This is a genomic window from Paenibacillus sp. MCAF9, assembly GCF_052114265.1.
Classification (GTDB): Bacteria; Bacillota; Bacilli; order Paenibacillales; family Paenibacillaceae; genus Pristimantibacillus.
The window spans coordinates 1-15,738 of the sequence record NZ_JBFREL010000045.1 but is presented as its reverse complement, the minus strand read 5'-3'; the positions used below and the strand labels follow the sequence as shown (position 1 = coordinate 15,738).

15 protein-coding genes and 1 pseudogene are annotated in these 15,738 nt (G+C 44.0%); 7 read left to right on the top strand and 9 right to left on the bottom strand.

Annotated features, from left to right (window positions below; translation table 11 throughout):
* Positions 1-158 precede the first annotated feature (158 nt).
* Positions 159-1,715 carry an ABC-F family ATP-binding cassette domain-containing protein gene (locus AB4Z45_RS31205; protein WP_339205224.1) on the bottom strand — a complete coding sequence of 519 codons (1,557 nt, stop codon included), beginning with the start codon at positions 1,713-1,715 and terminating at the stop codon, positions 159-161.
* Positions 1,716-1,838: 123 nt separating this feature from the next.
* Between AB4Z45_RS31205 and AB4Z45_RS31200 the strand changes: the two genes are divergently transcribed.
* From AB4Z45_RS31200 to AB4Z45_RS31185, 4 genes are all read left to right on the top strand, one after another.
* A complete protein-coding gene (locus tag AB4Z45_RS31200) occupies positions 1,839-2,873 on the top strand; it encodes an EAL domain-containing protein (protein ID WP_441913387.1) in 1,035 nt (344 codons plus the stop codon).
* Positions 2,874-3,125: 252 nt separating this feature from the next.
* Positions 3,126-3,680, top strand: coding sequence for a TetR/AcrR family transcriptional regulator (locus AB4Z45_RS31195; protein ID WP_441913407.1), 555 nt, complete (start codon positions 3,126-3,128; stop codon positions 3,678-3,680).
* 103 nt (positions 3,681-3,783) lie between these two features.
* The gene (locus tag AB4Z45_RS31190; protein WP_441913385.1) at positions 3,784-4,236 is read left to right on the top strand and encodes a GNAT family N-acetyltransferase; all 453 of its coding nucleotides are present in this window, start codon (positions 3,784-3,786) and stop codon (positions 4,234-4,236) included.
* Positions 4,237-4,257: 21 nt separating this feature from the next.
* Positions 4,258-5,460, top strand: coding sequence for an MFS transporter (locus AB4Z45_RS31185; protein ID WP_441913383.1), 1,203 nt, complete (start codon positions 4,258-4,260; stop codon positions 5,458-5,460).
* Between the two features lie 142 nt (positions 5,461-5,602).
* Here AB4Z45_RS31185 and AB4Z45_RS31180 read toward each other — a convergent pair whose 3' ends face one another.
* Entirely contained in the window at positions 5,603-5,956 is a 354-nt protein-coding gene (locus AB4Z45_RS31180) for a hypothetical protein (protein ID WP_441913381.1), read from the bottom strand.
* A 395-nt stretch (positions 5,957-6,351) separates the two neighbouring features.
* Between AB4Z45_RS31180 and AB4Z45_RS31175 the strand changes: the two genes are divergently transcribed.
* The gene (locus AB4Z45_RS31175; RefSeq protein ID WP_441913379.1) at positions 6,352-7,125 is read left to right on the top strand and encodes a DeoR/GlpR family DNA-binding transcription regulator; all 774 of its coding nucleotides are present in this window, start codon (positions 6,352-6,354) and stop codon (positions 7,123-7,125) included.
* A 128-nt stretch (positions 7,126-7,253) separates the two neighbouring features.
* Here the strand turns inward: AB4Z45_RS31175 and AB4Z45_RS31170 are convergent, their stop codons facing one another.
* The 4 genes from AB4Z45_RS31170 to AB4Z45_RS31155 all read right to left on the bottom strand — a co-directional run bounded on the left by AB4Z45_RS31170 (position 7,254) and on the right by AB4Z45_RS31155 (position 11,163).
* The gene (locus tag AB4Z45_RS31170) at positions 7,254-7,976 is read right to left on the bottom strand and encodes a Stf0 family sulfotransferase (protein WP_441913377.1); all 723 of its coding nucleotides are present in this window, start codon (positions 7,974-7,976) and stop codon (positions 7,254-7,256) included.
* A gap of 21 nt (positions 7,977-7,997) precedes the next feature.
* Complete coding sequence (gene cysC / locus AB4Z45_RS31165) at positions 7,998-8,561, bottom strand: adenylyl-sulfate kinase (protein WP_441913375.1); 564 nt, start codon at positions 8,559-8,561, stop codon at positions 7,998-8,000.
* A 247-nt stretch (positions 8,562-8,808) separates the two neighbouring features.
* The gene (locus AB4Z45_RS31160) at positions 8,809-9,870 is read right to left on the bottom strand and encodes an LLM class flavin-dependent oxidoreductase (RefSeq protein ID WP_441913373.1); all 1,062 of its coding nucleotides are present in this window, start codon (positions 9,868-9,870) and stop codon (positions 8,809-8,811) included.
* 30 nt (positions 9,871-9,900) lie between these two features.
* Positions 9,901-11,163 (bottom strand): MFS transporter, encoded by a 1,263-nt coding sequence (locus tag AB4Z45_RS31155; RefSeq protein ID WP_441913371.1) that lies wholly within the window; start codon positions 11,161-11,163, stop codon positions 9,901-9,903.
* A gap of 294 nt (positions 11,164-11,457) precedes the next feature.
* Here AB4Z45_RS31155 and AB4Z45_RS31150 point away from each other — a divergent pair, with 294 nt between their 5' ends.
* Positions 11,458-12,060 carry a TetR/AcrR family transcriptional regulator gene (locus tag AB4Z45_RS31150; RefSeq protein ID WP_441913369.1) on the top strand — a complete coding sequence of 201 codons (603 nt, stop codon included), beginning with the start codon at positions 11,458-11,460 and terminating at the stop codon, positions 12,058-12,060.
* A gap of 122 nt (positions 12,061-12,182) precedes the next feature.
* Here AB4Z45_RS31150 and AB4Z45_RS31145 read toward each other — a convergent pair whose 3' ends face one another.
* Positions 12,183-12,536 (bottom strand): VOC family protein, encoded by a 354-nt coding sequence (locus AB4Z45_RS31145; protein WP_441913367.1) that lies wholly within the window; start codon positions 12,534-12,536, stop codon positions 12,183-12,185.
* A gap of 137 nt (positions 12,537-12,673) precedes the next feature.
* Here AB4Z45_RS31145 and AB4Z45_RS31140 point away from each other — a divergent pair, with 137 nt between their 5' ends.
* Entirely contained in the window at positions 12,674-13,945 is a 1,272-nt protein-coding gene (locus AB4Z45_RS31140; protein ID WP_441913365.1) for a DUF1963 domain-containing protein, read from the top strand.
* 70 nt (positions 13,946-14,015) lie between these two features.
* On the opposite strand, the gene AB4Z45_RS31135 is transcribed toward AB4Z45_RS31140, so the two are convergent.
* Together AB4Z45_RS31135 and AB4Z45_RS31130 are read right to left on the bottom strand one after the other, a co-directional pair.
* Positions 14,016-15,131 (bottom strand): glycosyltransferase WbsX family protein, encoded by a 1,116-nt coding sequence (locus tag AB4Z45_RS31135; RefSeq protein WP_441913363.1) that lies wholly within the window; start codon positions 15,129-15,131, stop codon positions 14,016-14,018.
* A gap of 373 nt (positions 15,132-15,504) precedes the next feature.
* A pseudogene (locus AB4Z45_RS31130) lies at positions 15,505-15,738 on the bottom strand (IS3 family transposase); the annotation flags it as partial.

Here is a 15,738-nt window from a genome sequence, read left to right as displayed (position 1 = left end):
AATATCCTAGGTCAAATCCATCCGCTTTAAACCTAGCATCTGTATGCAGCCTTGTCTACTCTTGCCTTAATGAACCAGCGAACCGGTTTCACCTGCCATACGCAAAATAGGAGACGCGCCTGCAGGCTCGTCTCCTATTTCTGGGTATATTAGACGAATTAAAATACCTTCGTCGTCCAAGATTCACAGTTCCATGTATCGGTTACAACATCGCGGTAAAATTCTGGTTCGTGAGAGATAAGCAAAATGCTGCCTTTATACGCCTTAAGCGCACGTTTCAGCTCGTCCTTTGCATCGACATCCAAGTGGTTGGTCGGCTCATCCAGTACTAACAGGTTTGTTTCGCTGTTGATCAGCTTGCAAAGGCGAACCTTCGCCTTCTCGCCGCCGCTAAGCACCGCAATTTTACTTTCAATATGCTTGGTCGTCAGCCCGCATTTCGCGAGTGCCGCACGTACTTCAAATTGGGAGAGTGAAGGGAACTCCTTCCATACTTCCTCAATACACGTATTGTAGTTTGCATCCTTAATTTCCTGTTGGAAATATCCGATTTGCTGATGCTCCCCGCGCTGTACCGTACCCGATATAGCTGGAATTTCGCCTAAAATACTGCGCAGCAGCGTCGTTTTACCAATACCGTTCGCCCCTACGAGAGCAATCTTCTGGCCGCGTTCCATGCGAAGATCAAGCGGTCTCGACAACGGACTGTCATATCCGATAACAAGCTCCTTCGTCTCGAATATGAGCTTGCCCGAGGTTCTTCCGTCCTTGAAGTTGAACTGCGGCTTCGGCTTTTCCTTCGCAATTTCAATGACTTCCATCTTATCGAGCTTCTTCTGTCTCGACATCGCCATGTTCCGCGTCGCTACGCTCGCTTTGTTGCGTGCTACGAAGTCCTTCAAATCAGCTATTTCCTGCTGCTGACGCTTATATGCCGATTCAAGCTGCTGCTTTTTCATTTCATGAACCTGTTGGAAGTATTCATAATCGCCAACATAGCGGTTCAGCTCTTGATTCTCCATATGATAAATGAGGTTAATTACACTGTTAAGGAACGGAATATCATGTGAAATGAGAATAAATGCATTCTCGTACTCTTGCAAGTAACGCTTCAGCCATTCGATATGCTGCTCATCGAGATAGTTCGTCGGCTCATCGAGAAGCAGAATGTCCGGCTTCTCCAGCAGCAGCTTCGCTAGAAGCACCTTCGTCCGCTGCCCTCCGCTCAAATCATTAACGTCCTTATCAAGACCAATATCCGTAAGGCCAAGACCACGAGCCGTTTCGTCAATTTTTGCGTCAATCAAATAGAAATCCTGATTCGTCAGCGTATCCTGAATCGTTCCAACATCCTCAAGCATTTGCTCGAGTTCCTCTGGCGTTACATCGCCCATTCTGCCGTACATATCGTTCATTTCTTGTTCCATATCGAGCAGGTACTGAAAAGCTCCCTTCAGCACGTCCCGCATCGTCATTCCTTTGCTGAGAACCGCATGCTGATCGAGATAACCTACGCGCATGCGCTTCGACCATTCAACCTTGCCGTCGTCAGGCTGAAGCTTGCCTGTAATAATGTTCATAAAAGTGGACTTGCCCTCGCCGTTAGCGCCGATGAGTCCAATATGCTCGCCTTTAAGCAGACGGAAGGATACGTCGTTGAAGATCGCGCGATCTCCAAAGCCGTGGCTTAGTCGTTCTACGTTTAATATGCTCATGAATGACACCTTTTCTTTTGGAATATTATCGTTTTATTATAAACGTTATAGGCCCTACAACTCAATGTAGGATTAAATTGTTCATGAACTTCGACACGATTCGATAATTTTGATATAATTAACATGAAATTTTTAACATATTTCGGGTTAGGCGGTGCCACCATGAGTTGTCAAAATTGTGAGCTTGTCCCCCCTATTCAAGACCAAGGTACGATAAATCTCGTTACCCCGCAGAAATCCGAACAGATACAATACACATCCAAAGAACAGCTTTTGGAGTATTTGAATAAGCTGTTGCAGCAATTGAGTCCGGAGGAGCAATCAGCTGTTCAAATCGAATTTGGGAAACTAGGAGAGGCAAGATCTACTTTGACTCCCTATCGTCTCCCTCTCAACCTATTTGCCGCACGCATTCATCACCATCACCTCGTCCATATGATAGCTGATAATCATTTTACAAGTTTTATGCAGCCCATTATGGATATCGTTAGCCAAAACATTTTCGCCTATGAGTTTCTCATGCGCCCTGTCGAAGGGCAACCTGCCTTCCAGCCATATGAACTCTTTCAGGTTGCACAGCAAACTGGCCTGCATTCTTTTCTTGATCGCTCTGCCCGTATTTCAGCAATTCAAGTCAGTGCCATGCACCTCAAAAAGGGAACAAAACGGTTCATAAACTTTTTGCCTTCATCCATTTATAATCCTAATTATTGCTTAAGTCATACCTTTGAGGCGATTGAGCAATATGAGCAGGACCCGCAGGATTTTGTTTTTGAAGTCGTAGAAACGGAAAAGATTTCGGATGTGCTGCATTTAAAAAACATTTTTAATGTATACAAAGAGCACGGTATTCAAGTTGCACTGGATGATGTTGGGTCTGGATTTTCTACGTTAGACGTTTTGGAAGAGCTCAAGCCCCATTTTGTAAAAATAGATCGTGAATTGGTAAGCCACTGCGATAGCAACGATAAGAAACAGAAGCTCATTGCAGACATCGTGCGAAGTGCGAGATCGTTTGGCGCTACGGTTTTAGCAGAAGGAGTGGAACGGAAAGAAGAGCTCGATTTCTGTAAAACGCAGCAGATCACTCTTGCTCAGGGTTATTTAATAGGCAAGCCTGCCCCGCTGCCATTATCTAATCAACCAATTTTGATTTAATTAACTTCAGCTGAACCCATCGTTGCCACGGTATCCTCCATGTGATTATCGTGGCCTTTTTTTATACATGTTCAACCCATTCCCTCTTTCTCTTAAACGCCAATAATCAAATGCAGCTCTCCAAAGCGCAGTTCGCGATTGACAATAGCAAGGCAAGTGGTTAAAATTATCGTATAAAACTATTTTAGTTTTTTTAGTTTTCTCTAGTCTAAAAGTTCTCTCTCAGGAGGTCTGTTCTTGATAGATCGAATTATGAAAGCATTTATCGAAGAGATTCATGATAAAGGAATCAAATTTACTATGGACGATTTGGCCTCTCGGCTAGGGATTAGCAAACGGACATTGTACGAGCATTTCCCTTCTAAAGTAAGTATTTTGGAAGCACTCATTGCGCAAACTTTAGGTGAATTTGATGAGAAAACAGCACTGATCACGCAAGACGCAAGCTTATCGATTATTGAGAAAATCAGAGGTATTGTAACCCTTCTGACGAAACATTATGAATTATATGATATACGGATCTTGGAGCAAATGAAGCGTTACTATCCGGAGCAATGGAAAAAAATTGATGATGCGCTGACCGATGACTGGGCTGCATTGCGCAGCGTCATTGAACAAGGCATTCACGAAGGCATTATAGTTGACAAAAATATATCTGTCATCATGAAGCTAATGATCGACGCAGCAAACTCAACACTCGATCAACGCTTTTATCAAAAAAATGAGATTACGCTTTCCGAAGCTTTATCCACCATTGTCGATATTATTCTATTTGGACTAGTGCCTAGAGCTGCAAAGGGAGAATAAAAGCCAACGCTTTTATTCTTTTTTTAAACAGCTAGAAAACTATAAAAACAAAAATAGTTTCATGAGTATTGAAATTTACTGCAACAGAAAGCGAGTGAACAGAATGAGTCTTCATTTTTGTGAAGTAACAACAGAAAACTGGCGCGCTGTAGCCGCATTATCGGTGTCCAAGGAGCAGCAACCATTTATCGAAAGCAACGCCTTTTCTTTAGCCGAATGTTTATTTGAGAAAAACGCAACTTCGCTTGCATTATATGATGGCGAGACTTTAGTCGGCTATGCGATGTACGGCTGGCAAAACAACATGAACAAGAGTGTGTGGCTTGACCGCTTTATGATTGATTACCGATTCCAAGGAAACGGATATGCCAAGCGGTTTATTCCTATACTTCTCGAATATTTACAGCACTTATATGAAAGCCGAACCATTTATTTGAGCCTCCATCAACATAATTTGCGTGCTCAACGGCTATATGAACATTTTGGATTCCGCTTAAACGGTGAGATTGATGCAGACGGGCCGGTTGTCGGAATGGTCATGGAATTAAATTTATAGAAACATAATAGGTGAAACCATATGAAAACATTATTTAGTAATCGCGTTTATTTATTAGTTACCGCTTCTGATTTATTGCAAAATATAGGTACATGGATACGGAATATTGCTTTGCTCTTTTTTGTATTGGAAAAATCAAATAACGACCCGGTCGCTGTGTCGATGCTGACGGTTATCGAATATTTCCCTATCTTTGCTGTTGCCCTTGTAGGCGGGGCGCTCGTTGATCGGTGGAATCCCAAAAAAACGATGATTATAGCTGACTTATTAAGTATCGTATCTATTTTGCTCATCATTGGCGTTTTGGATCTAGGCTTCTGGCCAGCTATTTATATAGCCACTTTCGTATCCACTATTATTACGCAGTTCTCTCAGCCATCATCCATTAAGCTCATTAAACGTTATGTCGAACCGCAGCATGTGGGAGCAGCTGTTGGTTTAACGCAAAGCATGAACTCGATTTTCATGATTGTTGGGCCTGTCATCGGTACCGCTATTTACGTTAATTTTGGACTTAAGGTATCCTTATACAGCTTATTGATCCTATTCGCCCTTTCTGCCTCCTTTCTTTCGTTTCTTCCTAAACAGACCCGTGAAGAGAAAAAAGAAAACAGCTCTGTTCTGAAAGAAATTAAAGAGGGTATGATCTACCTCCGTCAAAATAGAATATTGGTTGTTATAGCCGTATGGTTTGCTATAGATGGTCTGTCTTGGGGACTTATTCAACCACTTGATGTATTTATATTGACGGAAAGACTGCAATTGCCGAAAGAAAATTTGCAATGGTTCAGTATGTTATACGGAGTCGGCATGCTAGCTGGGGGATTAATAGCTGCATCTATTGGCAATCGTTTTGAAACTCGGAAAATATTTACCGTTGTTATTATTGTAACGGCGACGGGAGTGCTCGTTCAGGCGCTTTCCACTTACGTTTGGTTGACCGCATCATTCCATCTGCTGGTCGGTTTATTTTATACCGTGCTGCAAGTACTGCTTAATATGCTATTTATCAAATCCGTACAGGATGAATACGTTGGCCGGGTTAATGGTGTGATGGTTCCTGTATTTATCGGATTTATGTTAATCGGTACGTTTTGCTCAGGGTTTCTGAAAGAAGCGACCTCTTTAATTTTTGTGTACGGGACTTCCAGCTTCGTACTGCTGCTGACGCTGCCTATCATCGCTAGATTAAAGCCAAAGCATTTTAGCAAAATGAAGCACTAGCCGTGAGTTAGGGATTAAATCAAAGAAAACACCCAACTATTCTCGCGAAAAAGCGAACTCGCAAGTTAGATGGGAGATTAGATTAAATCGCTATGATTAACTTTTTTTTATTGCTTTTAATAAAGGATTGCTCTACGTTACACTATCTGTTTTTTGCAGTGCGACGCGAAGTTGCGGCTGTCCGTGATTTGGCGTCGTATTTTTTATTTTTTATTCTTGCTGGTTTCCTGGATAGATTGCTGACGGTTGCCTTTGGTCCAAAAAATGAACCAACTACTTTGAAAGTAGGAGGGATCTGTTGAACGAAGCCAAACAACTGCTGCATTCTTCCCATCATGGACATGATTCCATCAATACCGCCGATTCGACTAAACATAGACCCTGCTCTTTCAAAACCAGGCTCAAAAGTAGAATCAACCGGTTGACTAAAGTCATTAAATGGTTCATCTACAGTAGGAAGAATTGCGCTTATACGAGCTCTTTTTCTTCTTTCCACTTCGAATCACATTCCTTTTCTTAGTAATGTTGAAATAGGTCTACTTCAAACTATGCAAGTACACCTCTATCGGTATAGTTAGTCATCTATAAAGCTCAAATTTTACCTTATCTTTTTAAAATATGTTCCCAGTTTGGCGGTAAATCACCTTTCTGCGGGCCTTTTATATGCTTCCAGCCTACTAGCTTTACATTATCTGGATTCATCGGCGATATATCAAACGTCAATCGGTCCTCTCCGACTGAAATGTGTGGGCCAACTACAGGAATGGCTGCCTCTCAGCTTAAACGTGAACAAAACAGAACTAACATGAATAAAACCGATTGACAAAACTGAATAAAACAGAATAATATGGAATTGTAACTGGTTATAAAATCCAGAGGAGGCGATTCGATATGTTTACCGATGAGCGTCGTGACAAGATTATTGAGCTGCTACAAAAAAACGGCAGAGTACTCGCCAAGGAACTAGCGGATCTGTTTGAATTGTCGATTGATTCCATCCGAAGAGATCTATCGATTATGGAGGAGAAAGGGCTGCTCAAACGTACGCATGGCGGCGCAATACCAGCTTCTAAAGTGCGCAGCGCCCCGCTCCCGCCAGACCTTCGTTATAAAGAGGCTTCACCGCATCAAGATGCCATATCGAAATTAGCAGCTTCTTTTATACAAGAAAAGGATACTGTATTTATAGGCAGTGCAGGCATCCATTACGGCATGTTAAAGTTTCTTCCTGAGGTACCTTTTACGGTGGTTACGAATGCAATCAGAGTGGCTGATGTGTTGAAGGATCGTGAAGAAATTGATGTTTATTTGATAGGCGGAAAAGTGAAAAGTTCCGGAAACATTTCCGATACACTCGCTAATCAGTTTCTTAGACAATTCACTTTAGATCTGTGCTTCGTTGCTGGGGGCGGAATTTCCAAAAACGGGGTAAGCACCTCTTCTCCAGAAGTAGCTTCATTAGGACGAACGGCGGTCGAAATTTCTAGAAAACGAATTTGTCTAGCTCCTCATGAGAAGCTAGGCGTCGATTTTTTTGCAAAAGAAGGCCCCATTACCGATATGGATCTATTAATTACCGATAGTGAAGCCAGCATAACAGCTATTGAGGATATTGAGAACAAAGGTGTTAAAGTGTTAATTGCTCAGATTCCAGAGGTATCTTAATCATTTTTAAATCGGGGCTGCGGCTGCAGCTCCGTCTTGCTATATCGCGGTTGCTTGTATCCGAGCGTTAGGGAAAAACCGAGAATGCTTGCGCCTATACTAGGAGCTAAGACATCAATTAATCGCGATTACCACACTTTTGTTTCGCTTCCCGCTTGTCGCTCTTGACGGTAACGCTGCACCCATTGCTCTGCCACATCATCTGCTAACTTATCGAAAGCTGGCGGAGCAACCTTCACCGACTCGGACTGAATGTTCAGAAAATCCAGCACCCTCAGCACTGTTCCTTCATAATCGAGAATAAAATCTTCGTAAACGATCGTAAGTGGAACGATCCCTTCTTCTGTAAAAAAGTCCTCCATCGCCGCTTCCCGAAGCGAGCTTTCGATGAACAAATGGTTGATTGCATCAAAATTATACTTATCGGCAATATCATGCTCTTGCGGTTTTTGGCCATGCTGCCGATGCCACTCTCCGGATACGATGGCCCGCCACCAAGATACGGCTAAACGGACTTTATTTCTTCTCGTCATATAGATATGTTTATCGCAATTCGGAAAAGCTGCACGCCAGACGCTTGCTTTTGTCGCCGTTTCTGGCAATTGAAAGATGTTCCGAAATGCTGTGATCCATTCGCTATTCAAACTTGTTTTCAAGCCAAAAACACCATTTGACGAAGTACCTTCCCGCCACATCTGCTCCATTTTGTCCACCGTCATTGTCTTGGGATCATTGAAGAGCAGCCATTCCGCAGGATTTCCTGCTACGTCAGTTGATGAAAGAGCTTCATTCAGCAGGGTACTCCCTGTACGCTGTGAAAACCATATTGTATAGCTTTTTTCCGGTCTCATTTATATATCCCCCTCTCTATTCTAGATATTGTTCAATCGGGATTCGATGTACGCAACAAGCGCATTTATAGCATCTGCTTCGCCATACTTCTCCGTGTCTATGATCATATTAGGTTGTATCGGCGTCTCATAAGGGGAATCAATGCCCGTAAAATCCTTTATTTCTCCTGCTCTCGCTTTGCGATACAAGCCTTTCGGATCACGTTGTTCGCATTCCTCCAGAGAGCATTTCACATACACTTCTGCAAAATCTTCCGGCCCAAACCGCTGCTTGATCTGCTTTCGGTACGATTCATACGGAGAAATCATCGGTACAAGGACAACAAAACCTTTCTCTAGAAACATATCCGCAATCTCCATTGCACGGCGCATATTTTCCAGTCGTGCCTCTTCCGTAAACCCTAGATCCCGATTCAAGCCTTGCCGTAATCGATCGCCGTCAATGATGACGCACCTGATCCCACGCCTCAGCAGCTCACTCTCCGCCCCGCAAGCTAGCGTCGTTTTTCCTGAACCTGATAAACCCGTTAACCAGAAAATAGAACCATTATGACCATTCCACTTTTCCCAACTCGTCCTTTGCATAGCCGCAGCCTCCTTTCGATGTGAAGCCGAAGCCCACCATGACATCTGTTTGTTTTTAGTATAGAAAATGGGGATGGATGCAGGCAAGGTAATGATTCATTATAGCTGTTTGTGGGGGAGCAACTCTTGCACCATTTTTAAGCTTAACTGAAACAGCGCGCACCGATTGAGATCGGCACGCGCTGTCGGTAACTCTACATTTCCTTCCAATTTGTTGATTCCTTTTTGTTTAATAACTGCAGCAGAATCATGATTCTTTTTCCGTCTCCGCTTCCCACTTGGCAATTTCCTCTCGAACCCGCGGCGCAACCTCTGTTCCTAACAGCTCAATGGCTCTCATCACTTGATCATGCGGCATAGTACTTAAAGGCACGTACATCATAAAACGCGTAACGCCTACATGTTTCCGAAGATGAATTATTTTTTGAGCAACGGTTTCCGGATCACCCACATAAAGTGCTCCTTCAAAGCTGCGCGCGGCATCAAAGCTGGAACGGTCATAATGCGCCCAGCCCCGCTCTTTCCCCAGCTTATTCATGCCTGCTTGCGTGGAAGGGAAAAATGTATCTGCCGCTAGATCCGTATTTTCTGCAACAAAACCGATGGAATGAGACCCCACTTTAAGGCGCGATTCATCATGGCCGGCATGCGCAGCCGCTTTCTTATAAAGCTGTACAAGTGGTTCAAATTGCATCGGGCTTCCGCCAATGATCGCGAGCATCAATGGCAGTCCGAGCAGTCCAGCACGAATTGCAGAGTCCCGGTTGCCTCCGCTGCCTACCCATATCGGCAACGAATTTTGAACAGGCCGTGGATATACGCCTAAATCATGAATCGCAGGCCGATGGCCGCCCTTCCAGGTTACTTTTTCGGACCCTCGTATTTTTAAGAGCAATTCCAGATGTTCCTCGAACAGCTCGTCATAGTCATTCAAATCATAGCCAAACAGTGGAAAAGATTCGATAAAGGAACCCCGACCAGCCATAATCTCCGCACGTCCATTTGAAATACCATCGAGCGTAGCAAAATCCTGAAAAACACGTACCGGGTCAGATGAAGAAAGTACCGTTACGGCACTCGTTAGCTGAATCCGTTTTGTCTGTGATGCAGCTGCAGCTAGCACAACTGCAGGTGAAGATGCTGCATAATCCTTCCGATGATGCTCACCTACGCCAAATACATCAAGTCCCACCTGATCGGCAAGAACAATTTCCTCGACAACCTCACGCAATCGCTGCGCATGGCTTATTACTGCACCCGTATGAATATACGGCTTTGTTTCTACAAACGAAGTTATACCTATTTCCATGCTCAATCTCTCCTGTTAAATTATTTATTTTCATGCTGCAGAGGCAGTACGCCTCGTCATTGCCCAAAACAGAAGAGCGAATGTACTAACCGATGCTCCAAGCAAACATACCCCGTCCCAGCCGTAATGGGCATAGGTAAGCGTCGATGAGATCGAACCAACGGCACCCCCAATGGAGTAAAAAACCATGTATCCCGCTGCCAGTCGGCTGCGAGCCTCCGCATGCAATGCGAAAATCATGCTCTGATTCGTGACATGTACAGCTTGCACAGCCAAATCAAGAAGAACAATGCCAATAACCAAGGCGAATAGCGACTGATCTGTATAGCTGATTAACAACCATGATAGGAGCAATAGAATCAAAGCTACGCCCGTCGTTTTCTGTCCATAACCTTGATCGGCAAGCTTTCCCGCCCTTGCAGCAGCTAACGCTCCAACAGCACCCACGAGGCCAAATGCCCCTATGGCGGTGTGAGAAAGTGACCATGGCGATGCGCTAAGGGGAAGTACTAATGAAGTCCACAATATACTGAAAGCCGTAAAAATCAGCATAGCCAGAACCGCCCGGATACGTAAGATCCTCTCTTGAACGAACAACATAAACACCGACTTAAGCAGCTCAGGATAGGACAGTGATTTCACTTCCCGCTTCACATTTGGCAAAACCTTAATTAACACAACAACCATAAGAAGCATCAATGCTGCAGAAAATAAATATACGGAACGCCAACCCGCTATATCTGTTAATACTCCTGCAATCGTTCGTGCAAGAAGGATGCCAATGACAATTCCACTTGTTACTACGCCAACGACACGTCCTCTTTCGGCAGGAGCAGCTATGTTCGTTGCGAATGCTACAAGCGTCTGGGTTACAACAGCAAGCAGTCCCACCAAGGCCATACCTGCGAAAAGCATCAGGCTGGAGGAGGCGAGCCCAACGATAACTAGGGCGATAACGGAAAACAACATCTGACCGATAATGAGTCGGCGCTGGTTCAGTAAATCTCCAAGCGGTACCAACAATAACAATCCCAATCCATAAAAAATTTGGGTGATCGTAATCAGAATGCCAATGGTTGAATAGCCAATGCCAAATGCCATCGACAGATGATCGAGCAGCGGTTGTGCGAAATAGATATTTGCAACAGACATCCCGCAGGCAACCGCAAACAACAGTGTGACCAAGCGAGACATGGAGGAACCCTGAACGGAAACGCGATCGTTATTTGTTCCCTGTGATGAATTCATCCTTACCTTGTTATAAACTGCTGCTTTTTCTTTAAGCTCCTCCATTCCAAACTCACCTTTTCTTTATTCATTTTAAAAACTGTTTTTTGTGTACCGATCGGTACGTTATATCGCTCGGTAAATATAGCGCATAAAAACGATCTCTGTCAACGGAAAAATGTTTTCACATGGTTTTAGGTTAAAAATCAAGCAAATATTGTGAATAACAGATCTTTAATTTGACATTGCAAATCGCAAATTATACAATAATACTATACCAATTGGTACGTAAATAGAGACGATTGTCTATTGTATTTGATTCATTCACTAGAAAATAAAGAGTACCGAGAGGTTTTGACTATGGGAAGAACCCGCGAATTTGACGAAGAAAAAGCATTGGATGCAGCTATGCAGCTGTTTTGGGAGAAGGGCTATGAGGCTACCTCACTAAGCGATTTAACTTCCAGAATGGGTATCCAACGGCCTAGCCTATACTCAGCTTTTGGTGACAAAAAAGAATTATTCGAAGCTGCACTGCGCAGATATACGATGTCGCGCGCTGCTCTCGTTCGAACCAAGCTTCAGAGCTATTCCTCTGTTAAGGAAGCCTTTCGCCATTATTTTGAAGGGGTTGTTGCAGAGGAATACGGAGAAAATCGCAACCGTGGATGCTTTAGCATCAATACGATAGTCGAGCTTGCACCGCATGATGAAAAATTCGAAATTCTCACAAGAGAACATCAAATGTACCTGTCCGTCATATTTCTAGAGACCATTGAACGGGGCATACAATCGGGTGAGCTCGAAATTTCAGTAAACGCGAAAGCTTTATCGCAGTCGCTAATCGTATCTTTAATTGGGCTAACGGTAATATTGAAAGCACGTCCAGAACAATCATTTATTGATAATACGATAGAAATCATACTTGCACAGCTTAAAGAAGCACCCGCTCACGGTCAGTAATTCAGTAGAAGAATGAACGTTATTTCCATCTATGCACCACATAAAAATAAAGCCCACTAACCTGTAGGTCGGCGGGCTTTATTCGTTTATCTTATGCTGTAAACAATAAATTTCGCCTTGCCTCAATGCTCATGAGAAAGAATGTTGATAAGCTTACCAAATGGGTCGCGTACATAGAAACGCCGAACACCCCAGGGCTCCACAGCAATGCCATATTCGATTGGAAACCCAGCTTTTTTCATGCCATCAAATGCAGCTTGGAGATCATCGACTTCAATCGACATATCAGGCACAGGCGTGTCAGATCCCCCTTCTGTGGCAAAACTAATTTGTATGCTCATCTCTTCGCTCGAACCGTAAGTTCTAATCCAACCATGATCCATCCATAACTCAAGACCGAGTACATCCTCGTAAAAACGTTTTGCAGCGGTAATATCCTGCGCTTCAATATTCGTGACGATCCGTTTGACTCGCATCTTAATCCTCCTATCATTATTCGATAATTACTAATGCTTCTTCCCGTAATAATTCGGTTAAATGCTAGTGACAACCTTTTCAATGACAGAGATAATAAAAATAGAAAACAAAATTCCATTTTTCTAGAGGTGAGCTAATGACGGAACGTCTGCCCTGCCAAACAGAAGGCTGCGTAGCAACTATTTTACCAGCTACCGCAGCCAAGACAGGCGGAATATGTATGCCCTGCCAACAAAAAAAGCTTCGATTGGAAAAGGAAGACTATATTGCCCGCAATCGTAGATTCGTCGATCCTTATAAAGATATTACCGAACCCGTTGAAATACTTAAAATCATGCATACACCTAAAAAACATGATCCGCTCGAGGTCCTTCTCTCCTACCCAAAAAGCGAACAGGAACTCTATCATAACCTCACTCCAAAGGAAGTCGCTCAAATGGAGGCGTATGCTGTACAACTTATTGAAGAGGGGGAGCTTGATCAGGCCGAAGAGATTTTGTTATCGCTCGTTTGCTTTGCTCAGGCAACCATCCATCTTGGCTTGGATGCGTTAGTGCAAAAAGAATGTTTTTATCCAGAGATTCTTTTCAAAGATGCTCTGCCTTCCATTAGAAACAAAATCATGGAACGGATTCATCACGATAAGGAGAATCGCAACCATCTACTGTCAGCCCTTGCTTGGATCGGAGATGAAGAGATTGTGCGTCAGTTTGACAGCTGGGCAAAATCAGCTCCACGTTGGGCTAGCGAACTTTATGTATCCCCTGAAAGCTATACTCATGAAGCCGGTTGGGAGCTGGATGATGAGGGAAACAAGACAACATTATTCCATTCGGTTCGCTATGCATTTAAGGCTGAAGATCAATTTACTGAAAATAAAGCAGTGCTTGCGCTTAAGGACAGTAATGATACCTGCCCATGGTGCGACGGCCCAATAGAAGTACTATTTGAATGCAATCTCCTCGACCCGGTTCTGCAATTTCTGAATCTTGAAGGTGAACGTTTGCGATTGGCTGCATGTATGCGGTGCGCTGCTTATTATGGTGTGCAGTTCATGGAAATTGATTATCAGGGTCATTTGAGCTGGAGTTCCTATAATCAGCAGCCGAAGCATTTTTCTCGAGAGATTTATGAGGAAACAGAGCCTGTCCATTTGCTACACATGGTAGACCAGCCCAGCGGCAGTTATGAAGCTTCGTACTGGACCCTTGAAGTACCTGCCACACAAATTGGAGGGCATCCGACTTGGATTCAGGATGCTGAATACCCGTCTTGCCCTAGTTGTGAGCAAACAATGGTATTCATTGCCCAGCTGGACATGGAGCAAGTCGGAAATAGTGAAGGTATTTACTACACCTTCCTTTGCCGTGGTTGCCAGTTGTCAGCCACAAGCTTCCAGCAGACATGATTTGAAATCGGAGAAGAGACCCACTTCGTGTGGGTCTGATTACCCCAAAGAGGAGGTCAGCTCTCCGCGCTTACGATTTGACGAATGTTTTCTTAATCGCCTCTAAATACCCGTACCCGTACAAATCGTCCGGCAACAAATAACTCGTCTCCGTCCACTCATTCCAGCTGTTCACCGTGATGAGCGGAGGCTGCTCTGGATGTGCGTCCGCATATTGCTTCGCTTGTTCAAACGCCTTCTGAACGTTGTCTGGCGTATTGTTCTGAACAACAAGCGGAACACGTTCCTTAAACCTCGGATTATTATCCCAGCCAACCGAGATGTGCGGATAATACGGAATGTCGTAGGCTGCGTCAATGCGGGACCACTCTTGTACGACATCCACCATGATTTCGTTGTAATCACGGTCTACGTTAACGAAATGAACGTACTGATAGTGGGTCAAGCTGTCGAAGCCAAGCAGCTTCACGATCTCTTTCGCCGTTACCTTTTCCCCGCCGTCAACGCCGCTGAGATTGAAGTTCTGCTCTCCCCACAAAGTGAGCTGCAGGTGTAAGCCAGGCAAGCCTTCTTCGACGCATTTGGCTCTGAACCAAGTGAATGCATCCTTCGTTTCTTCCGCACCGCCCAAACCTCTCATCAGATTGGCAAGATCATAAATATTGAAAATTGGTTTGCCATCAATCGTGTAGTAAGACGGATGCTTAAAATATTGATTGATCACGCGATCGGCGATGATCTCGAATTCTTTGCGGTCGACCGCGCCATCCCAGATCATGGCGCCTTCCATATCATGCGACAAGCGGATATCCCACGTATTATTAACGCTATGGTTAGCCCACATCAAATAAAATTTTACTCTATCGTTGTTTCTCGCCTTCAGATAGCCGTCGTTGAGGCAATTTTCCAAAAAAGGGCGTTTGTCGTACCAGTACCAATCGTAAATGAATACATTGACGCCGTGGTCCGCCGCCGCGTTGATCTGCATCTCCATCACATAAGGGTCCGCTTCGTTGCAGTAGCCCCACAGCGGCTTGCGCGGCCAATTATGTTCGGGAAACTTCTTGACGGCGTTCTTGACAGATTGCCACTCCCCCATCCCCTCCGGCCAGAACATCCTAGTTCTTGGTTCGTCCCCTGTATAAGCTGGCCATATGTATGCCGCGATGTCATACTGTTTGCTCAAGTGCATTCCTCTTTTCAACAATTTTTTAGAATTGGAAGCCCTTACACAATACTCATTATAACCAATAGCCCACACACGAACAGGGGTAAAAAAGACATTAGATCCGGGTAAATACGACATAAGACTCCCTAGCCGCCATCACATTACAACAAATAGAAGATGCCAATCAGAAATCTCTAGTTAACTGAATACTACGAATAGAGTCACAACATCCCTTTTTTCTCAAAAAATGAAAGTCATTTCTCTTCCCTTAACATAAAAAAGCGGAAAACACCTAGTTTATCTAATAGGTATTTTCCGGCTTCTAATCGATAAAGAGGCTAAGGAATTGAACTGCACCCCGTCAAGTAGACAATACAAATAATAAAACCTGTTAAACGGCCTTAGTCCTAAACTCCATTGGACTGAGGCCGTTTAGTTTTGCCTGTAATCGTTCGTTRTTGTAAAAGTGGATGTATCAAGCCCTTCAAAAGTTTGGTATGTGTGCAAATAATATTTTTCGCACTTCAGGGTTCCCCAGAAGGATTCTATGGGACTGTTATCGATGCATCTCCCTACGCGAGACATGCTATGGGTTATTTTTTTCCCAAATAACTTTTTGAACCGG